Annotated in this window: 18 protein-coding genes; 10 read left to right on the top strand and 8 right to left on the bottom strand. The window is 58.3% G+C overall.

The window, feature by feature from the left end:
* Positions 1 to 14: 14 nt before the first annotated feature.
* Genes ACQZ5Y_RS19105 through ACQZ5Y_RS19090 form a run of 4 tightly spaced genes read left to right on the top strand, consistent with a single transcriptional unit; the run spans position 15 to position 4,256 of the window.
* Positions 15 to 1,184, top strand: a complete 1,170-nt coding sequence (locus ACQZ5Y_RS19105) for an SGNH/GDSL hydrolase family protein (protein WP_174059933.1) — start codon at positions 15 to 17, stop codon at positions 1,182 to 1,184.
* Positions 1,181 to 2,215 (top strand): hydroxyacid dehydrogenase, encoded by a 1,035-nt coding sequence (locus tag ACQZ5Y_RS19100; RefSeq protein ID WP_162995244.1) that lies wholly within the window; start codon positions 1,181 to 1,183, stop codon positions 2,213 to 2,215. The genes ACQZ5Y_RS19105 and ACQZ5Y_RS19100 overlap by 4 nt, the downstream gene beginning before the upstream one ends.
* Positions 2,212 to 3,009, top strand: a complete 798-nt coding sequence (locus ACQZ5Y_RS19095; protein ID WP_121557066.1) for a sugar phosphate isomerase/epimerase family protein — start codon at positions 2,212 to 2,214, stop codon at positions 3,007 to 3,009. Before ACQZ5Y_RS19100 ends, ACQZ5Y_RS19095 begins: the two co-directional genes overlap by 4 nt.
* On the top strand, positions 3,009 to 4,256 hold the full coding sequence (locus tag ACQZ5Y_RS19090; protein WP_111804141.1) for a glucarate dehydratase family protein: 1,248 nt from the start codon (positions 3,009 to 3,011) through the stop codon (positions 4,254 to 4,256). Before ACQZ5Y_RS19095 ends, ACQZ5Y_RS19090 begins: the two co-directional genes overlap by 1 nt.
* A 196-nt stretch (positions 4,257 to 4,452) precedes the next feature.
* Here the strand turns inward: ACQZ5Y_RS19090 and ACQZ5Y_RS19085 are convergent, their stop codons facing one another.
* Together ACQZ5Y_RS19085 and ACQZ5Y_RS19080 are read right to left on the bottom strand one after the other, a co-directional pair.
* Positions 4,453 to 4,752, bottom strand: a complete 300-nt coding sequence (locus ACQZ5Y_RS19085; RefSeq protein ID WP_019566350.1) for a DUF982 domain-containing protein — start codon at positions 4,750 to 4,752, stop codon at positions 4,453 to 4,455.
* 73 nt (positions 4,753 to 4,825) lie between these two features.
* Positions 4,826 to 5,302: an Hsp20 family protein gene (locus tag ACQZ5Y_RS19080; protein ID WP_174059934.1), complete on the bottom strand. Its 477-nt coding sequence runs from the start codon at positions 5,300 to 5,302 to the stop codon at positions 4,826 to 4,828.
* Between the two features lie 687 nt (positions 5,303 to 5,989).
* Between ACQZ5Y_RS19080 and ACQZ5Y_RS19075 the strand changes: the two genes are divergently transcribed.
* The 3 genes from ACQZ5Y_RS19075 to ACQZ5Y_RS19065 are packed head-to-tail and all read left to right on the top strand — an operon-like array spanning position 5,990 to position 9,644.
* Complete coding sequence (locus ACQZ5Y_RS19075) at positions 5,990 to 7,192, top strand: glycosyltransferase family 4 protein (protein WP_174059986.1); 1,203 nt, start codon at positions 5,990 to 5,992, stop codon at positions 7,190 to 7,192.
* Positions 7,189 to 8,472, top strand: coding sequence for a glycosyltransferase family 4 protein (locus ACQZ5Y_RS19070; protein ID WP_174059935.1), 1,284 nt, complete (start codon positions 7,189 to 7,191; stop codon positions 8,470 to 8,472). Before ACQZ5Y_RS19075 ends, ACQZ5Y_RS19070 begins: the two co-directional genes overlap by 4 nt.
* Positions 8,469 to 9,644 carry a glycosyltransferase gene (locus tag ACQZ5Y_RS19065; RefSeq protein ID WP_111800447.1) on the top strand — a complete coding sequence of 392 codons (1,176 nt, stop codon included), beginning with the start codon at positions 8,469 to 8,471 and terminating at the stop codon, positions 9,642 to 9,644. Before ACQZ5Y_RS19070 ends, ACQZ5Y_RS19065 begins: the two co-directional genes overlap by 4 nt.
* Here ACQZ5Y_RS19065 and ACQZ5Y_RS19060 read toward each other — a convergent pair.
* The 6 genes from ACQZ5Y_RS19060 to ACQZ5Y_RS19035 all read right to left on the bottom strand — a co-directional run bounded on the left by ACQZ5Y_RS19060 (position 9,608) and on the right by ACQZ5Y_RS19035 (position 16,123).
* Positions 9,608 to 10,216 (bottom strand): LbetaH domain-containing protein, encoded by a 609-nt coding sequence (locus ACQZ5Y_RS19060; protein WP_065660126.1) that lies wholly within the window; start codon positions 10,214 to 10,216, stop codon positions 9,608 to 9,610. The genes ACQZ5Y_RS19065 and ACQZ5Y_RS19060 overlap by 37 nt on opposite strands.
* 3 nt (positions 10,217 to 10,219) lie before the next feature.
* Complete coding sequence (locus ACQZ5Y_RS19055) at positions 10,220 to 11,497, bottom strand: hypothetical protein (RefSeq protein ID WP_038493569.1); 1,278 nt, start codon at positions 11,495 to 11,497, stop codon at positions 10,220 to 10,222.
* Positions 11,494 to 12,057 (bottom strand): YdcF family protein, encoded by a 564-nt coding sequence (locus tag ACQZ5Y_RS19050; RefSeq protein ID WP_236762972.1) that lies wholly within the window; start codon positions 12,055 to 12,057, stop codon positions 11,494 to 11,496. The genes ACQZ5Y_RS19055 and ACQZ5Y_RS19050 overlap by 4 nt, the downstream gene beginning before the upstream one ends.
* A 142-nt stretch (positions 12,058 to 12,199) precedes the next feature.
* Positions 12,200 to 13,345 carry an MraY family glycosyltransferase gene (locus tag ACQZ5Y_RS19045; RefSeq protein ID WP_080800958.1) on the bottom strand — a complete coding sequence of 382 codons (1,146 nt, stop codon included), beginning with the start codon at positions 13,343 to 13,345 and terminating at the stop codon, positions 12,200 to 12,202.
* Between the two features lie 254 nt (positions 13,346 to 13,599).
* Positions 13,600 to 14,859 carry an apiosidase-like domain-containing protein gene (locus ACQZ5Y_RS19040; RefSeq protein WP_236762974.1) on the bottom strand — a complete coding sequence of 420 codons (1,260 nt, stop codon included), beginning with the start codon at positions 14,857 to 14,859 and terminating at the stop codon, positions 13,600 to 13,602.
* Positions 14,860 to 14,923: 64 nt separating this feature from the next.
* On the bottom strand, positions 14,924 to 16,123 hold the full coding sequence (locus tag ACQZ5Y_RS19035) for a glycosyltransferase family 4 protein (RefSeq protein WP_174059936.1): 1,200 nt from the start codon (positions 16,121 to 16,123) through the stop codon (positions 14,924 to 14,926).
* A 270-nt stretch (positions 16,124 to 16,393) separates the two neighbouring features.
* Between ACQZ5Y_RS19035 and ACQZ5Y_RS19030 the strand changes: the two genes are divergently transcribed.
* The 3 genes from ACQZ5Y_RS19030 (at position 16,394) to ACQZ5Y_RS19020 (ending at position 20,316) form a co-directional block, all read left to right on the top strand.
* Positions 16,394 to 17,626, top strand: coding sequence for a polysaccharide pyruvyl transferase family protein (locus ACQZ5Y_RS19030; protein ID WP_174059937.1), 1,233 nt, complete (start codon positions 16,394 to 16,396; stop codon positions 17,624 to 17,626).
* Positions 17,627 to 17,848: 222 nt separating this feature from the next.
* Positions 17,849 to 19,360: an oligosaccharide flippase family protein gene (locus tag ACQZ5Y_RS19025; RefSeq protein WP_065663110.1), complete on the top strand. Its 1,512-nt coding sequence runs from the start codon at positions 17,849 to 17,851 to the stop codon at positions 19,358 to 19,360.
* Positions 19,357 to 20,316, top strand: a complete 960-nt coding sequence (locus ACQZ5Y_RS19020; protein ID WP_174059938.1) for a glycosyltransferase family A protein — start codon at positions 19,357 to 19,359, stop codon at positions 20,314 to 20,316. The genes ACQZ5Y_RS19025 and ACQZ5Y_RS19020 overlap by 4 nt, the downstream gene beginning before the upstream one ends.
* Positions 20,317 to 20,348: the final 32 nt, after the last annotated feature.

Here is a 20,348-nt window from a genome sequence, read left to right as displayed (position 1 = left end):
TCCGGTAAAAAACCATGTCCGTATCGTTACCAAGGGCGAGCCGGATTGCCGTTCTCGGCACTTCGCTCGTCCAGCAGAACCATATTGGCGACGCGTCCTCGCTGGCCACATCGGCCCGCGGCTGGATGAGTTGGGCCGAGGTATTGTCGTATGGCAGGCTTTGCTGCCCTGTACACCATGATCCATCAGCACCAACAGGCTGGGAACCGAGCAATCGACCGGGTGTCAGCCGGTTCTTTTCCGGCCTCAATTTCGGAGTTTCCGGCCAGAAGGCAATCGAGATCGAACGGCGGCTACCGCGACTGCTGCAATCGGATTTCGATCTGGTCATCGTCGATGCCGGCACCAACGACATGATGGTGGAAACACGCCAGACGATTGCCGATACACGGGCGCGGATCGTTTCGGCTCTGCTCGACGCAGGCAAAACCGTCATCCTGCTCCCGATCCTCGCCCGTGGCACCGGGAAATGGCCGGCAGGCGGTGCAGAGCGGGCAAAAGCGCACTGGATCAACCGGCAGAGCATCGAATTTGCCGCAGATCATGCCAATTGCCATGTCTTCGACTGGAACTCGGCATGGGTCGATCCCGAAAGTGAATTCGGCGAGCCTCACCCCGGCTATTCCGACGACGGCACCCATTTTGCGGTGACAGGCGCTTTTGCCGTAGGAAAGCTGCTTGCCACCTATCTGGAGGCGATCGTGCCGCGCGCGCCGGCCCGTATCCTGGCGACAGACGATCGTTTTGATCCGGTGAACAATCCAGCAGGCAATCTGGCAGCTGATTTTTCAGCCCTGACATTCACCGAAACAGGTGAACAAAGCCACCGTCTCGGCGGGCGGCTTGTCCATCCGGGCACAGGCTTATGGGTGGAGGCCATATGCGATGTTGATGTGCCGGCGCATAGCGACGTACTCGGAGTATCGCTGCGTCTGAAAGATGCAGCAGCCGAAGGACAGGAGGCGGTAGCACTTGCGCCTTTCCGTGCCGAAGACGGCACATTTTTTCCTTTCCCTGCCACCCAATGGACAGGGGCGCTCAGAACTCCTCCCCTGAAACTCAGGCCAGGTGAAGCCCCTCCCGAAGTTTTTCTCGATGTGATCCTGCGGCCCGGTTCTCAACCGATCGAAATCGACGTCAACCGTATCGAGGTTCGACCTGTTTCAAATCCGGTACGCCAATGAGACCATCTCAAGACAAACCACGGCTGTTGATCGCCATGCGGAACGAGCTTCCCGAAGGTTTCTTTGGTTCGCGCGAATGGGCACGCATGAATGCCGTAACCGACATCATACCGGGTTTCCCCTACACGGATTTCGACACGGAAGCGGGAGCAAAAGCGTTGGCCGAGGCGGACATTCTGCTCGCCGCCTGGGGCACGCCATCCCTGACACGCGAGCGCCTCGCCCGTGCGCCAAAGCTTAGGATGGTCGCTTATGCCGCGTCCTCGGTGCGCGCTGTTGCCCCCGCCGAATTCTGGGAAACATCCGATATTCTTATCACCACGGCGGCATCGGCCATGGCCGTGCCGGTTGCCGAGTTTACCTATGCGGCAATCATCATGTGCGGCAAGGATGTGTTTCGTCTGAGAGACGAGCATCGGGTAGAGCGCGGCACCGGCGGTTTTGGCAGCAGACGTGGCATGAGCCTGCCCTATCTCGGCAATCATTCCCGCAAAGTCGGCATCGTCGGCGCGTCACGGATTGGTCGGCTTGTCATGGAGATGCTCACGCGCGGAAAATTCGAGATCGCCGCCTACGACCCTTTTCTTTCGGTGGAAGACGCGGCCGCAATTGGTGCTACAAAAATGGAGCTCGACGAGCTTCTCGCCTGGTGCGATGTGGTCTCCCTGCACGCGCCGATCCTGCCTGAAACCCGCCACATGATTGGTGCCCGCGAACTGGCGCTGCTGGCGGATCATGCGATCTTCATCAACACGGCACGGGGCTGGCTGGTCGATCACGACGCATTGCTGGCCGAGGCACTTTCCGGGCGGCTGCGTATCCTGATCGATACACCGGAGCCGGAACCCTTGCCGACGGATAGCCCATTCTACGATTTGCCCAATGTCGTGCTCACCCCCCACATTGCCGGGGCGCTGGGAAATGAATTGCGGGCGCTTTCCGATCTCGCCATTACCGAGATCGAACGTTTCGTCGCGGGGCAAACCGCGCTTCACCCGGTCCATAAACAGGATATGGAGCGTATGGCATGAGCGCTTTCGATTATTGTTTTTCAACGCTTGGCTGCTCCGAACTTAGCCTGCACGAAGCGGCCGATCTGGCACAGAGGCATGGCATCGTGCATGTGGAGTTGCGCACGCTCTCCGGTACGGTCGACCTCATCCCGGCACTCACTGCCGAATTTGCTACTCCTTCCAGATTTGCAGCCTTTCTGGCCGGAAGTGATCTCGAGGTTGCCGCCCTAAACACATCCATTCGGCTGTTCGGCAGCACCGATCTTTCCGCCATCGAGCCCTTTATAGATTGGGCGGAAGCCGCAAACATTTCCTATCTGCGCATCTTCGACGGTGGCAAACAGTTGGGACAGGATGAGATGACACAGGCAGCGGGCCTGTTGGACAACTGGCAATCGCTGCGACTATCACGCGGTCTGAATGTCGACCTCATGATCGAAACACACGATGCGCTGGCGGACTTCGAGCAGCTTCTCGACTTCATCGCGTGCGTGCCAGCATCTAAGCTCTTGTGGGACACTCACCACACCTGGGCCAAAGGCAGCGATCTCAAAATCCTTTGGCAACACATCGCACAAAATGTCGTCCATCTGCACGTCAAGGACAGCACCACGGACAGCGATGGCCGACGACGCTACGTATTGCCCGGCCATGGCGATTTCCCCATGGCGGAACTGCTTTCGCTTTTACAGTCGGATGAACGACATATCCCTCTCAGTCTGGAATGGGAACGCCACTGGCATCCCGAACTGGCCCCGCTGGACGATGCGCTAAAAGCTGCGCGCGGCTGGTGGCGACAAGGAGCTTTTTAATGCGCATAGCCGAAATTCACCTCACACCGGTCGCCATTCCCGACAGGCCCCTACTGAACTGTAAAGGCGTGCATCAGCCGCATGCGTTGCGCACCGTCATCGAGGTCATATGTGACGACGGTACGGTCGGCCTTGGTGAAAGTTACGGAAGTATCAAGGCGCTGGATGGGTTGCGACGGGCGGCCCCTGCCCTGATCGGACTCGACCCGTTTCATCTTCACGAGCTGAAATCTCGCGTCATCACCGCATTGCCCGGCAGTGGCGGCATCAATGCCAAATCGGCGGTGGCCGATCACAAGTTGACGGACGTGGTTGCCTCAGCCTTTGAAGTCCCCTGCCTCGACATTCAGGGCAAGCTTCTCGGGCGGCCGGTCTCGGATCTGCTTGGTGGCGCCATTCGTACCAGCGTTCCGTTTAGCGCCTACCTGTTTTTCAAATTCGCAGCCCATATAGGTGAAGCCGAGGATGAATGGGGAGAGGTACTTACGCCTGATCAGATGGTTGGCGAAGCCCGCAGGATGGTCGACACATACGGTTTCCAGTCGCTGAAGCTCAAGGGTGGCGTGCTGCATCCGGATCTCGAGATCGAGACCATGCTGAAGCTTCGGGAAGCTTTTCCCAAGCATCCGCTGCGGATCGACCCCAATGGCGGCTGGACTGTGGACACGGCCATCTACATCGCACGCAAGCTTGAGAATATCCTTGAATATCTCGAGGATCCGGTCATCGGTATGGATCAGATGGCACAAGTCGCAGCCGCTACGTCGATCCCGCTCGCCACGAACATGATCGTCCTTGAATTCGACCAGATCGCCGCGGCCTTCCGCAAAAATGCGGTGCAGATTGTGCTGTCAGATCACCATTATTGGGGTGGATTGCGCGCCTCGACCCATCTCGGGAAGATTTGCGAGACACTGGGTCTTGGCGTCTCCATGCATTCCAACTCGCATCTCGGCATCACACTGGCGGCAATGGTCCATGCTGCCGCCGCAACGCCGAACCTGAGCTTCGATTGCGACACGCATTACCCATGGACCGGTGTCGACGTGATCGAGGGCACGCCGTTCACGTTCCGTGGCGGTCGCCTCGATGTCCCCAATGGGCCGGGACTTGGCGTGACGCTCGATCGGCAAAAACTCACCGAACTTGCGGCACTTTACGAACAGACCTCGATGAAAGAACGCGATGATACGGCCTATATGAAGCTCTTCGACCCAGACTATGAAAGACGTGTGCCACGCTGGTGACGAGAAGATGCCATGTTACACCCTCGTCAACCTCGAGGCAGCACACCTGTCCTCCTTACCCAGACCGTGACAGTCTTCGCGGTAATCGCTTTCGCAGGGGCGGCAAATCAGCTCGCTCGGCATTCTAGAGCCCGTGCACGATCCCGCCCCCGCATAACGGACAACTAGCCGCTACACATTTATAACCGTGTCTATCTCAATTCACATGCGGATCTCTGTCGCGCAAAAGACGAGACGCGGCGATGACACCATCTTCCGGTGCAAGTAGATCGTGTCTTTCGGCAAAGGCCACGAACAAACCGCGGGCGGTCTCCGCTTCAATCTCGCCGCGCAACGCGGCAGCGCATGCCTTAAGCGCAATGGAATGTGCGCTATCTCGGTTTGTTGCGGGCCACTCGGAAAGATGTCGGTATGCCTCCAGCACGTTTCGAACCTCCGCTGGAAAGCCGAGACCGACAAGAATGAAAACAGGCTGTCTGAACATATCGGGTTTCATTTCTTTCTCCTTCCCATCCCGGATATTCGTGGGCGCCATCGCGACGGCGCCCCTGTTCATCCAACAATGTAAATCAAGCCGCCTTCTGTGCTTCGATCTGGCCCGGGGCAACTGTCGTCACCAGAACCGCATCGGTCTGGATGTCGATTTTCCGGGGCTTCAGGGCCTCCGGGATTTCGCGGACGAGATCGATCGAAAGGAGACCGTTTTTCAGTTCGGCGCCGCTCACTCTGACATGATCGGCGAGCTCGAACCGATGCTCGAACGGACGGGCCGCAATGCCGCGGTGCAGGTAGCCCTCCGCGGGTGTCTCCTGTCTCTTGCCTGTCACGGTCAGGAGATTGGACTGGAAAGTGATGTCGATCTCGTCCCGTGTAAAACCAGCCACCGCAATAGAAATCTGATAGCTGTCTTCGGCCGTCCTGATAATGTCATAGGGCGGCCAGTCACTGATCGAGCGGGTGCGCTGGGCGTTTTCGAGAAGATTGAAGACCCGGTCGAATCCGATGCTCGATCGGTACAACGGTGCATAGTCGTAAGATGTTGCCATAACCATATCCTCCTTGAAGCAACATGGGTACCAAAGCGCCAAAAGCGGCGCTTCCAGCACGGCCAGTCCTGTCATCAGCGACTGGCGGCTGACGATTTGGTTTTTCGTGTTTTCAAAATCAAGAGGCGAAGCGAACAAAATTTGCTTTCGCACCCGTATTAAATATGGCTCGGGTACCGCGCGATCAAACGCCTCCCGCCACGCCGATATTCGGCACGGGAAGCAGGATTTCTGCCGGAGCCTGGGCACAACCTGGAACCGCCATTGAGGCGCCGCTCTCCTGGGCATCGGCGGAGAGCTCGGTCGAACTCGGTGTTACATCCATATCTAAGACAGGACTTCGGTTCGAGGCCACAGAGCGTCGTGTGCGGCTGCGCCTCGGGACGGCGCGCAGTCAGCTCGCGATCCACATCGGCCGTCCCTGCCATTGATTGGCCGGGGCATCATGGATTTCATAACCCATAAGGGCGTCATCTGCGTTTCAGCTACCAAAAGGATAGTACGGCGCCAACTTCGGAGTAATAGCCACTCCGTATCATGAGCCCACTAGTCCTTACGACCAGCTTGCCGCCTGTTTTCACCTCGCCAAGAATGCTCCTTCAGACCGGACAGTTCGTGGGAGAAAAAAGCGTGAGGACGATCTTCCTGAATAGGTACGGTTTCCCCGACCAGTCGGCAACAAGCCGTATGATATCATCGCTTGCCTTTTCAATGGCGCAGCGCGGAATGAATGTGACTGTCGTTGCAAGTCGCGAAATACACAATCATCCCGGAAGCGTGTTGCCCGCAACCGAAACGGTTCGGGGCGTACAGATCCGACGGCTCGCAAGCGGCCGCTTCGGCCGGCACAGCCTCATGCGCCGTAGCGTTGATTATCTTCTTTTTCAGGTGCTGGCATTCGCCTGGCTTCTGCGCAACGTTCGGGCGACGGACACGGTCGTTGTCTGCACCGATCCTCCGCTCCTCTCCGTCATGAGCAGTATCGCGATCCGCCTCAAGGGCGCACTCATGGTGAACTGGATCATGGATCTTTTTCCCGAGACCGCAATCGAGCTTGGATTTTTCAGGAAACGTGCACGGTGGCTTGCGCCATGGCTGACTCAGGCACGCAACTGGTCTCTGCGAACCCCCGGCATGGTTGTCTGCCCCACCGACAAGATGGCGGAATTCCTCTTCACTCAAGGCCTTGCAAAGGATCGCGTCAGCGTCCTGCATCACTGGTCGGATGGGGAGGAAATCTATCCTGTCTTGCCCAAGGACAACAGCCTGCGGAAGGCGTGGGGACTGCAGGATGTGTTTGTCGTTGGCTATTCAGGAAACTTCGGGCGGGCGCATGAGTTCGGCACTATGCTGGCAGCGGCGAAACGTCTGGAGCACCGGCAGGATATACGGTTCCTTCTCATTGGCGGCGGACACCAGCACGCGGCTGTGAAGACTGTCGTTCAGGATCTCGGTCTTCAGAATGTCATCTTCAAGCCGCTGCAGCCCGTGGAGAAACTTGCTGAAAGCCTGAGCGTTGCGGATGTGCATCTGGTCTCGCTGCTGCCGGAACTGGAACACTGCATCATTCCAAGCAAATTCTATGGAATCCTGGCGGCCGGGAGGCCAACGATCTTCGTCGGCGACCCTGATGGAGAGGTGCCGCGCGTTCTCAGAGCCAAGGGATGCGGCAGCAACGTCGAAATCGGAGAGACCGAAAAGCTCTCCGGCACCATCGAAAAGCTCTGCGACGACCCGGATACCACGACAGCAATGGGGGATGCGGCACGGCGGCTGCTGTGTGCCGACTATTCCCGAGAAAAGGCGGCAGATGCCTGGGCAGTGCTGATCGCCGGGCTGCAGACTGTCGAGCCTTCCAGGCCACCTATCGCTCAAGGTATCTCGTCATGAAAGACAAAGTCGTCGTCAGTCAGCTCGGCGCCCGCATGCATTATGCCGTGCCGAGAATATTTGCATCCGCTGGCCGCCTTGCGCATTTTTACACTGATATATGCGCCACGAAAGGTTGGCCCCGGATCGTCAATTCGTTTCCGGCGACCCTTTATCCCGCACCTGTCAAACGGCTGGCCGGCCGGCTGCCCAAAGGCGTGCCGACAGCGCTGACGACGGTGTTTTCCAGCTTTGGCCTCCGTTCCGTGCTGCGCCACATGCGAACGAGAGACGTTGTGGAGGAAACCTCTCACGCGATCTGGGCCGGGTCGGTTTTCTCCGAAATGGTGGCCCGGCGCGGCTTCCATGGCGCAGCTGGGCTCTACGCCTTTAGTGGCGACGCACTCGAACAGATGCGGGCGGCAAAACAGCAGGGCCTCTGGACCGCAGTCGAGCAAATGATCGCGCCACGCGATGTCGTCGAAACGCTTCTGGACCAGGAAATGATGCGGTTTCCCAAATGGGCCGGCCCTGTGCGGGATAATCCGCATGCGCGTCTATTCGCCGATCGGGAGAAAGCGGAGTGGCGCCTTGCAGATGTCATCGTCTGCCCGTCGGAATTTGTCCGCAAGCACGTGATCGCATGTGGCGGGCCGGAAGACCGGTGTGTCGTCGTTCCCTATGGGGTCAATGCCAGCGCTGCCATCGACAGACCGGCGCGCATGCCGGGGCCAATCAGGGTCCTGACCGTAGGCGAAGTCGGGCTGCGCAAGGGATCGCCCTATGTTGTGGAAGCCGCCAGATTGATGGAGGGCGCCGCCCGCTTCCGGATGGCGGGCCGCGTTCGTGTGCCCGATGACGTCAAGCAGGAGATTTCGCAATGGGTCGAGCTGAGAGGGATCGTTCCGCGCTCGCAGATCGTCGAGGAGTTTCGGTGGGCGGACGTCTTCCTGCTGCCGTCGCTCTGCGAAGGCTCCGCGACCGCCGTCTATGAAGCACTGGCAGCGGGCCTGCCGGTTATAACGACCGAAAATACCGGCAGCGTCGTTCGCGATGGTGTCGAAGGTTTCATCGTTCCCGTCTGTGATCCGGAAGCTATCGCAACTGCCGTGCGTGCGCTTGCCGACAATCCTGAGCTCAGGCGAAGCATGTCCACCAATGCACTCCTGCGCGCAGCCGAACATACCGTGGAGTCATATGGCGAGCGGCTTCTTGCCGCCCTGTCGGGGCCGAATCTGCCTGGGTCGGCGGGTCTTTGCATGGCCGATGACACGCGATACCTGGGGAACCAAGAGACATGAAGATCATCCACGTCATCGCTTCGATTGATCCCAAATACGGCGGCTTGCAGGCCGTTGCCATGCGCCTAGCCGCTGCACAGGCCGGCCTCGGCGTAGATGTGAATATCGTCAGCTATGGCGACGCCGCCATTGAAGCGCAGGTCAAGGAAATTGGCCGCACCATACCGCATTTCGAGAATATCCACTGGCATCTCCTGCCGCCGGCCGGGAGGCTGGAGACATTGTTCTGCTTCAGGGGCCGGCGCATGCTGAAAGCCGTGCTGAAAGATGCCTCCTTCATGCATATTCACGGCGTGTGGGAGCCATTTCTGCTCTATGCTTCCAAGCTCGCCCGCGCCGCTGGCGTGCCCTACTGCATTTGCCCGGCCGGCATGCTGGACCATTGGAGTCTCGGCCAGCGATCGTGGAAAAAGAAGATCGCCCTGATGCTGTGCTACCGCAAGATGCTGAACGAGGCTGCGTTCCTGCACCTGTTAAATGTCGATGAAATGGCAGCTGTCGAGCCGCTGAATTTCCAGGCACGGAATCTGATCATTCCGAACGGTGTTTTTGCCGAGGAATTCGATCCCCTGCCCGCCCGAGGACATTTCAAGCAGAAAATCGCCCTGGCGCACGGCAGGCGATACATTCTGTTCCTGTCACGCCTGCACATCAAAAAGGGTATCGACATCCTTGCCTCGGCCTTTTCGGCTATCTGTGACACCTACGTCGATGTTGATCTCGTCGTCGCAGGCCCGCCCGGTGGAGCAGAGGGCCACTTCATGCACCTGGTGAAAAAACTTAACATCCGGCACCGCGTCTTTATGGTCGGAGCGATCTACGGCGAAGCGAAGCTCGAAGCCATGGTCGATGCCGACTGTTTCTGCCTGCCAAGCCGACAGGAGGGTTTCAGCATGGCGATCACCGAAGCGCTTGCCTGCGGCACGCCTGTTGTTATCACCGACCAGTGTCACTTTCCCGAAGTCGGAGCTGCCGATGCCGGGGTTATCGTCTCGGTTGACGCGGCCGAGGTTGCCAAGGGCCTGGCAAGCGTGCTCAGCAATCCCGCCAAGGCGAGGACGATGGGCGAAAACGGCCGCCGACTCGTGCTGGAGAAATTCACCTGGCCGGCAATCGCCCATGCCACGCTTGAAGGTTATCGGCTGAGCGCGTTGGACGCGGCCGCTTCCTGACGACGCGAGCCGACTGGCCTTGCCGGATTGCCGACATAGATCGTCCAGGGTTCCAATGACTTCGCGGTGACGGCTCGCGCGCCCAAAACAGCCCCCTTGCCGACGACGACACCGGGGCCGACAAAGGCTTCCGCCGCCACCCAGGCGTCCTCCTCGATCACCACCGGCCGCGTCACGAGGGGAAACGCGCTATCCTGAACGTCATGCGACCCGGTGCACAGATGGGCACGTTGCGAGACAGAGGCATATTGGCCGATGGTGATCATGTCGACGTTGTAGCAGATCACCCCAGGTCCGAGAGATGAATGACGCTCCATGACGAGGTGCCCAGGCCACCAAACGATCGCCTTGGAATGCACCATCGCCGTGGCATGCAGGCGCGCGCCGAAACTACGCAGGAGAAAATTGCGCCAGCGCCGCATCGGCGGCGGCGTCCAGGAGGCAAGAAGCCGCCAGACGATCATCCAGACCAGCCGTTTCAGCCGCAAATGCAGCGCAAAGGTCGGACCTCCGAAGCGCGGCAGGGGCGTCGTTGCATGCTGGAAGGCAGGATCGTCGTATCGTGAGCGCATGGCCTATCCTCCGGCTTGAGACGTCAAGGATCGTATCGCGTATCGACGCTGCTGCACGCGCGCGGGTATGACGGCAAATGCCAGCGCCGGCGCTGCAAACATCAGCATATGCACCCAGACCATGAGAACCCAGTCGGTTTGATGCGAGATGGCGTGCATGGACGGTATGATCGACAGCAGATAGGTGAATTGCGCAGCGAACTCGCCCGTGTTTGCGGTCACCCAGATCCGGCGCACCAGATAGGCGAGCAGGAAAAATTTGAACGCCCCGAGATACCAGAAGGATCCGAACGCATCCGCCATTCCGGTCTCGGTCGTGCCGAGAACAGGATTGTAGTCGCGCGATTGGACCGGCACCGGCAGCATGAAGGATTGCTTGACTTCCACGCCCACGAGTTGCGCGGGCACGAAGTTGAACACCAGCCTGTTCCAGTGGAACTTGCCGTAGTCGAATTGCAAGGTGTTTGCGGTGTTGTCGATCCGCATGATCGCGTTGCGCATCTCGTCGCCGCCGTCCCGGAACACTCTCTCGAGATTGCCGATGAAATCTATCTTCTTGATGTCATCCCACACGGGAGCGTCGTTGGCCTTGGTGATGGCGCGGTAGTCGCCCATGCTGTTCATCGACAGTGTGCCGAGGAAAAGTGCCACGATCACGAAGATGCGCGGGATCGCCCATCCCTTGTAAAACCACCATGCCAGCGCGAACATCATGATGAGTTCCACCGCTTCGGCGCGCTTTCCAGTTATCACGATGCGATCCAGGTAAAAGACGAGATCGAACGCAAGGACAGCCAGCGCCAGCCAGGAAAATCGCCGTGCAAGGCAAAGCACCGCAATGGCCAGACCATAGCTCAACAACCGCGAAAAGAAGATGTACATGACCGGAACTCCGGTCATCTGCACCGCAATGGTCAACTCTCCCGGCAAACGGCTAAGCTTGAAATAGAAGTATGCGCCTGCGACCGAGAGAACGGCTGCGACGATCAGCAGACGTGTTTCATCGAAATCGATACGAAAGAATGCAAAGGGTTTTGCCGTTCTGCTCCACCCCCACCAGCACATGAACAGGCACAGCATCATAAAGATTGCGGTTCTTGCAAACGCGCCTTCCGGCAAGAATCGTTCTGACGCCAGTCCGGGAACCTGGGGCAAGATGAAACTGAACGTGATGACGCCCGTCAGAAACGGGAACTCGTAAATTCGCTCCCGACGCATCATTCCCCAACAGATGAGCAGGATAACACCACCAAAGAGGCAAAAAACCAGAAGCGTGTTCATGAGGCGAGCCTCGCCTGAACCGAATGAAAATCACGCACGAAACTGCTTCTGAGGTCGTAGAGGAGCGCTTTGGCGTATTCCTTGAACACCTGCACACCGTCACCGTTGATGGCAAGCCGCCACAGCGACACGGTTCGTTGCGCAGGAAGGGAAATCCACTGAATTTGAGGCATCACAAACCGGAAGCGCTTTACTGCGCGCCGTGAATGAAACCAGCTCGTGACCAGAATGGCGCTTTTTGCTCCCATTCCAGTCAGTATCGGCTGTGAGAATGTCGCGTTTTCCCAGGTGCTGAGCGAAAGACATTCCGTTGAGACGGCTGCGGAATCCACGCCCAACCGCACCAGCATGTCGCGGATGAAGTCGCAATCCCCATAACCAGTCACCAGAACGAGCGGCGCCCTTCCCTCGTGCCATAGTTTTGCGGCCTGGGCAGCTCGAGGTGGACCGTCACCGCCCAGAACAACGATGACGTCGGCTTGCGCAGGTGGGTCCTCCACGACAAGGAGCGACCCCGCTGAAACGAGGGCAAGTCCGTAGAGCCCGACTGCACTCAGCATCATCAAGCCCAGTAAAATCGCGTTCCGTTTCAATGGCGGAACATTTCTGATGTTCTGGGAAATGCGCAAACGCGAAAGCCGTCCTTTCGAAACCGGTGTCGAGGGAATTCGCGTTCCGGGCCACGGCGCTTTCATGATGCGACTACTCTTCACTCGCCGATTGCATGGCTCTTGGCTCCGGTGCGGCGTTGGCGGAGACAGGGAGACGCGCCACCTCGCGGTAGAGATCGAAATTACCCCTGTGAAGCCAGGTTTTCGAGAGATAGCCCGTCGCGGTTAGAACGAAGGCCGTGTGGAGGGCAATCGGCACGAGAAGTCCGGCCGCCATCATTTCCGGCGGGATACCGGCTTTTATCCCGGCAAAACCGACGCCGCCGCAAATGAAGGAAATGACGACCAGCGTGTTCGTTGCCGCCGCCGGCGTGAAGCCATAGTCCAGCAGCAGATGATGAAAATGCCAGCGATCGGCCGACATTGGACTGCGGCCGTTTATGATACGGCGAACAATCAGGCTGAGCGTATCGGTGATCGGCAGGATCACGATCCAGAGCAATGCCGGAAAGGATACGGCAGCGCTTGTGGTCGCCAGCAGGACGATAACATAAGCAATCGTCGCACCCAGTGCGGTACTGCCCGCATCGCCGAGGAATATGCTCGCCCGCGCGCGCCATGGACCGCGCATGTTGAAGACCAGAAAAGCGCAGAGGCATACGCAGAGTGCCTGGAGCGGCGGGATGACGTCGCCGATACCTGCGAAGATCGCTACGACCATCAGCCAGATCAACGCGACACCCGCAGTGCCGCCAGCAAGCCCGTCCACACCATCGAGCATGTTCCACGAATTCACCAGCCCGGTCACGAAGAGAACTCCGATGACGAAAAACAGCGGCAGGAACAGATCCGAATGCTGCGTGAACAGCACGCCGATGGAGAGAGAGCCGATATCGGCGCCGCCTACGAGAGCGATCGCCATTGCCAGTTGCATGAGAAGTCGTCCTGCCGCGGGCAGCGGCCGGCGATCATCGACGACGCCCATCAGCAGGATGACCGCCAGTCCGAGCCAGAAGTTCATGCCGAGAGCCTCGCTCCACCCACCAACGAAGGCGGAAACGGCGAAAGCGGCAAAGATTGCGATGCCACCGCAAAGCGGAACGGCTCCCGTGTGGCGTTTCCGGATTGAATCGGGGCGATCCACCAGCTGAAACACAATGGTCAGGCGCCTGAGAACGACGATGAGGGATACGCACAGAATGAAAGTAGCGATGGTATTGAAGAGTATCCCCGACATGTCTTATCCCCACGCTGAACCTTGGCGGCGCATTTGCGACGAAACTCGCCTCCTGACGATCCTAAAAAACACCGGCCCTGAGGGGTATGCGGGCAAAAGGCGTGTGAAATCCACCAAAGGGAGAGGGTGTCGAAATTAACGTCTACCCTGCCTACCCCCGAACCGGATCGACCATCGAAAGAGCTAGGTTTGGGACCTTGACGGCAAGCGACCACAAATGAACGACTCGGTAGCCAGCGGCATCTTATGAGTGATCATTCCTGTGTGGAGAGAACGGCAATCCAGTCCTGAAAGCCGAAAGCATTCGCCAATGCCGGCACCGTCACGTTGCGAAGGCCGCTGCGGCCAAGACGCTCGATCGGTTCGATGTAGATTCCATTCGAGGGATCGTACCAGCGAAGGGTTTTCTCGCCTGCCGCCAAACTGTCGAGATCAATCGCAACGGAAGGAGTGTCGAGATAGAGCACGGCGAAAGATCCTTCCCTGTCGCGCGCCGCGAATGCGCCCGCATCGCTTTTCAGCAAGCTGCCCTGATCGGGCACGAGCTTCCACCATACCAGTTGTCTGAAAAGCGAGGCCAGATGGGTGATGCTTTGAGCACCACGGCTGTTCAGCGAACCCTGCCAGCTGTCCTTCGCTTCATAAAGCCCGGCGGCGGAAAAATGCCAGACCGGATTGTTGCCGAAGAGCTGACCGCTCGCTCCTGAAAGCAGCGCACCATAGGCAATAAGACGAACCTGACGCTCCTTCACATCGTTCTCGCCTTCATATGCGCCTTCAATGAGGAAAAAAGGGCGTCTTGGTCCAGATCGGTAACGATCCAGCGCCGCCGCCGCGACATTGCTGTAAGTATAAACTGAATCGATATCGAGCCAGGATGCGTCCCGCCAAAAATCGCTCGTCACGGTATCGGGATTGCCATGCACGGTCTGCAATGCCGAAGGATCAGTTTCAGCGATCCCCATTGCAACAGCCATGACCAGATTGCGATCTGGCGGATCGTAATCCCCGCCCTGCACCCAGATGATGTTGGGGTACTTCGCAAAACGCTGCCCGACATAGCGTCCATAAGCCCGAAGCTTTTCTGGCCCGGCCGCGACCATTTCCTGATACCATCCCTCGGGGCCGCCGCGTGCGCCGCTATAGGCCGGACAGAGAAGCACCAGCAAATTGCGACTGGCGGCTGCCTTTATGACTGCTTCTGCCCTGTCGAAATAGGCTTGGTTCGGTTGCTCAAAGGCATCGCCTGCGAAAGGTTTCTCGTCGTAGAAGTTCGCCGGCGCCTTGCGGGAGAACTGATGCTCGATCAACGATACAAGCACGGTGTTGAAGCCCTGCCGCTTTCGGGTTTCCAGATAAAATTCCGCATCGGGAATGGAGGTATCGCCAATGAGCGACCACGCACTGTCGCCGACAATCAGGAACGGCAGACCCTTGCTGTCTTCAAGATAGCGCCCGTCCTGCGACGTCTGCAGCGGAAAAACGGGATCCTGTGCGTTGCAGGCCGAAAACATGCAAAGCCAAAAAAAGAAGACGCCGCACAGATGTCCAAGGCGCCGCTGATCGCCGAACATCGCTTCAGAGCCGTTCACGAACGACGCGAAGCCAGTTTTTCAAGGGCAACGGCAGATAGGTTCGAAGGCCCGGCCTCAAACCGGCGGGAATAGACCAGTCCTCCATCCTGAGCACTGTTGACAGGCCGGGACGGTCGTTCAGTGTCATGGTAATGACTTCGTTATATCGTGCGGCCATCCGTTCGATGCTGAAGCGGTTCAGAACCATTTCCTTTCCCGCGATCGACATCCGCTCGAGAAGGTCGCGATCGGCATGCAAGCGCGCAATCGCATTAGCCGCTGCCGTATAATTGCCGATCGGGAACAGGAAGCCGTTTCGGCCCGGCTCGACAATCGTGTCCGTCACACCCCGGATATGAGACACGACCGGGACGCAGCCGCCGGCCATTGCCTCTATCATCGTCATGCCAAGCCCCTCGAAGCGGGACGGCATGATGAGAACATCGTGACTGGACATGATGACCGGTATGTCTGAAAGCTGCACGGATCCTGCGTAACTGACGCGATCGCCATGGCCGTCTAGCCTTCGCCTGAGCCTGCCCATATCCGGCCCATCTCCGACGATCGTCAGGCGCACTGCCTCAGGCGAGGCATCCAGTATTTCCCGCAGCCACATCACGCCCTTCGAAGCATCTTCAATGCGGCCGACGAAGAGAGCTTTGAGTTCCGGCCCCCGGTTGACGCGCCGAACCGCCTGGCTCCGGAACGCATCGCTGTCCACCGCATTCGGGATTGCGTAGGTGCGATCCTTCGAAAAGCCGTTGCGCGCGACCAGATCGGCGCGGCACCGCTCCGATACGCCAATCGTGACATGGGCATAGTCCCGGACCGAACGCGCGGCCGCGTATGTTCCGGGTGAGATATTATGAACGACGAGAATACGCAAGATACCTTCGGGGAGATAGCGCGCGATATTCGTCTGCAACTGATCGCCAAGAACATTGACGATCACCCCGTCAAACCCGCCTTCTTCGATGGCGGCCGCCATTCGCGATGCACATTCACGTTCGCTGAGATTGACGGGCATGCGCAGCAGTTGCCCGAATGCCTTTTCACCCTGCAGATCGAGAGGCAGTCCGTATGTTTCCTTGCACACGCCGAGCCATCGCACGTCTATGCCATAGGCTGCGAGGCCTTTGCGAAGATGTTTGAAGACGGAATAGGTGCCGCCAATATGAGGAAGGACAAAATAGGCAAGCTTCATGGGACACTCTCGCTCCTGCATCCACAACCATGCCGCAACGGATCGACGGCGGACGGTTCGAGTGGCTGCTAAGGCGACATACTAAAAAGCCACGGGATGACAGTCAGTTGCATCTTAGGCTTAGCTGTATCTTCCTTTGAGAGGTTTGCGTCGGCCAGACTATTCGTTTGGCGTAAGACGCAACCCGAAGGTCGGTGTGGGGTCGTGCTGATCCAGCGGATATCAATACCATATCGAGCGTGTCGGCGCGGGGCTGCGATTGGAAAATAAATGAGGATCACTCTCCTTGGACAATTTGGCTCTGGCAATTCGGGCAATGACGGATCGCTGGAAGCCATGCTCCTTTATCTGCGCAGGATGAGGCCCGATGCCGATCTGTTGTGTATCTGTGCAAGTCCGACAGTCGTAAGTGCGAAGTTCAATATTCGTGCGATGGGCGTTGGTGGGCCTCCCATAACGAATGCGTGGATGAGGCAACTGGACAAGCTACTCGGCAAGGTGCCTTCACGGCTCATGCTATTGGTCAGTTCCCTCTTTAGTTTCGACAAGGCTGACCTGATGATCATACCGGGGACCGGCATCCTCGATGATTTTCAGGAAAAGTGGTTCGGCTGGCCCTTTGTCGTGTTTTGCTGGTGCCTCGTCGCACGCCTTCGCAACACGCGGATCGCCTTTGTCAGCATCGGCGCCGGTCCGATGAAAAGCCGTCTCAGCCGCTGGTTCCTGCGCTCGGCCGCACAGATGGCCTCCTATCGATCCTACCGGGACGATTTCTCGCTCAACTATATGAAAATGATCGGTGTCGACGTGTCGCGCGACCACCGTTACCCCGATATCGCCTTTGATCTTCCTGTTCCTGTGCCCCACCGGCAGAGCCCCGCCGGCGGCTCAATGAGAATAGGCGTCGGCGTTATGGACTATCGCGGCTGGCGTCACAACGATCCCGAGGCCGCCAGGATTTACAAGACCTACATCCACAAGCTCTCACGTCTCGTGAGCTGGTTGATCGGTGAAGGCCATCGCATCACCCTTTTGATGGGGGACGTTACCGACAGGGTCGCCTGCGCGGATTTGATGTTCCTGCTGACGGATATGCTATCCGAGGACAAGCTGTCGCAGATCGACATCAGCTCTGCCGCAACGCTGCGCGATATCATGCAGCAGATGGCAGCAATCGATCTTGCCGTGGTGTCGAGATATCATGGAGTTGTCTGCTCTCTGAAACTTGGCATTCCAACGATATCAATCGGTTACGCCAGAAAGTTCGGTGATTTGATGAGCGATTTCGACCAGGAGAAATTCGCCCGGCATATCGACACGTTCGAAGTCGAGGAAGTCATTGAGCTGGTCAAGGAGATACTCGCTGGAGCCGGTGCGGTGAGGGAGAGGATTGGCCACGCCAATGATCGCTTCAAGCGCCAGCTTTCCGAGCAGGAAGCGCTGCTCGGCCGGAAATTTCTCTCAATTGATGTCGTCGCAACGCCGCAGAGCGTAACGCCTTAGACACGCAGTCCTGCAACCTAATGCTTTCGGCGTAATACCGAGGCTCTTCAATACTCGACGGGAGTAGACCGCACGCTGTTGCATGCCCCTCAACAAACATTCTCCAAACGGCCTACACCTACGGATCCGGCTGCCATCCCAACGGTCAGATTTCCAAGGTCCAAGTCCACACTCTAGATTTGACGCTACCGTCGATTATCGGCGACGCTGTCGGAGCCCTCGATGCACAAAGTCCGCCGCGCCTTTTTCATGGCCATGCTTGAACAGCACCTCGGAATTGCGATCAATTTCGCTCTGATCGCGATCGTATCGAGACTGCTCTCGCCTGCGGAAGTTGGTTTTGCCGTTATCGGCTACGGGGTGACAGCGGTGATCTTCGCCTTTCGCGAATTCGTTTCTTCCGATTTCCTTATTCAACTCGATGTTGTTGAACGCGATGACATCAACACGTCGCTTACGCTCTTGCTTCTGGTCAGCGGCATTCTAGGGATCGTTCTCTATCTATGCGGACCTTATCTCGCGATTTTCTACCACCAGCCCAGTCTCCAGCACTATCTTATCCTGGCGATTGCCGCGGTCATGGCCGAAAGCCTGGGTATGCCAGCGTTTTCCATGCTGCGTCGCCGGCTAGCCTTCGGCACCATCGCACGCGTCCGAACCACCGGCCTCGTCGTTATGGCTGGCGTGACGATCTTCGCTGCCAGCAATGGATGGGGCTTTGTCAGTTTCGCGCTCGGCCTGCTCGTCGGCAACAGCGTTGCCAGCGCCCTTGCCGCCTATGCCGATCCGGCCCAGCGTACCGCACGCCTTTCTCTGAAGTCGTGGCGCCGTATGGCCGAATTCGGCCGTTACAGGGGCGCTGCAACCATCGTCGACAAATTATACGAGTCCCTGCCGCAACTGGTGCTCGGCTTTGCCATGACACCGACAGCGGTCGCGATCTACAATCGCGCCAATACCGTTTGCTCCATTCCCGATCGCATTTTCCTCTCGGCGATCTTTTCCTTCGCCTTCCCGGCGCTCGCCGCCGAGGTTCGCGAAGGTGGAGATGTCCGCAGATCCTACCTGCGCGCGCTCAGTTACATCACTGTGCTGTATTGGCCGTCGCTGATCATGGTCGCCATTCTCGCCGATCCTATCGTGCGCCTTGCTCTTGGAGACCAGTGGCTTGCCGCCGTACCGATCACCCGGATTCTCGCGCTTGCGTCGATCTTCTGGTTTCCCATGGTTTTGACAACGCCGCTGCTGATCGCTCTCAACGCCAACCGGGAGGCTTTTCTGGGCAATTTCGTCTGCCGCAGCGTCTCGGCAATTGTGCTTTGCTCTGCCAGCTTCTTCGGTCTCACCGCGGTAGCGTTGAGCCAGTTCGTCACGCTGCCCTTCCAGATGCTCGTCGCCTTCTATCTGGTAAGACGCCATGCGCACTTTAAACTACCCGAACTGTTCGCTGCCATCGGGCCGAGTTCCGCTGTGACCCTTGCCGCGATTGCGGGGCCGCTCGCCATATCCGCCTGGATGGGATTCCGCTTCGATTACTCCCTTGCCCAGGCTGGCGGCGCCGTCCTCCTTTCGGTGACAGGCTGGGCCGCTTGCCTCTTTCTTCTGCGTCACCCACTCGTCAGCGAAATACGTTCGACGCTCGATGCTTTTGCCGGGCGTCCGCGCAAGATCGGAAAACCACCTGTATCGGCTTCCATTCCCGACACCGTCGTTCCCGCAGCGGTGGAACCATGAGCAGCATCGATATCGTCATCCCCAACTACAATTATGGTCGCTTTCTGGAGGGATGCGTAGCAAGCGTCCTTGGCCAGAACATCCCGGACATGCGTATCCTCATCATCGACAACGCCTCCACAGACGACAGTGTCGCGGTCGCCCGGTCTCTCGCGACAACAAATCCCCGTATCGAAACGTGCCTGCGGCCAAAGAATCTTGGCGGTCACGCGTCTTTCAACGAAGGCATTGATTGGGCCCGGGCGGACTATTTCGCCATCATCTGCGCCGACGATGTCCTGTCACCTGGAGCACTCGCGCGCGCGATGGAGGCGCTCGACAATCACCCCGGCGCGCACATGGCCTTCGGCCGCACCGCCTTCTTCCGTGACGACGCCGAAATAGCATCGGGCCTTCGCAGCGATGCCAATGGCATGCAGCTTCATCGGGGCATGGACTTCATTGCCAAAATTTGCGCGACGGGACGCAGCCCGGTGCCAGGCCCACTCGCTGTCACCAGAACACACATTCAACAACATGCCGGTCACTATCGGCCAGCACTGCGCCATACTGACGATGTCGAGATGTGGATGCGGCTCGCAGTTCTGGGCGATATCGTCGAACTTGACGCCGTGCAGAATTTCACCCGTATCCACGGTGCCAACCAATCGGCCATCCTTGATAACGTGCTTGCCTGGAATACCGAAATCGAAGCCGCGCTCGAAAGCTTCTTTGGCAATGAGGGGGCTTTGCTTGCGAATGCCCAAACCCTGCTCCGGCGCGGTCGCACGAGCCTGAGCGACCGCGCCTATTGGTGCGCGCTTTCCAATCTGGTCCGGCGCCGGCCCGGCGCGGGTGCCCTTCTCGCGCAGGCTTTCCGCCTGAGACCCGCTTCAGCGTTTCTGCCGCCGGTAAGTTATCTTGTGCGCCGACCTGATGCGTTGCATCGCATTCGCGCAGCGATCGCCCGCCGATAGTGATCGACCGGCCAAATTTTCGATGATGAAGG

This window comes from Agrobacterium sp. A3-95, assembly GCF_053521785.1.
Note: the sequence above shows the minus strand (reverse complement) of the source record. Positions and strands in the feature narration are given on the sequence as shown.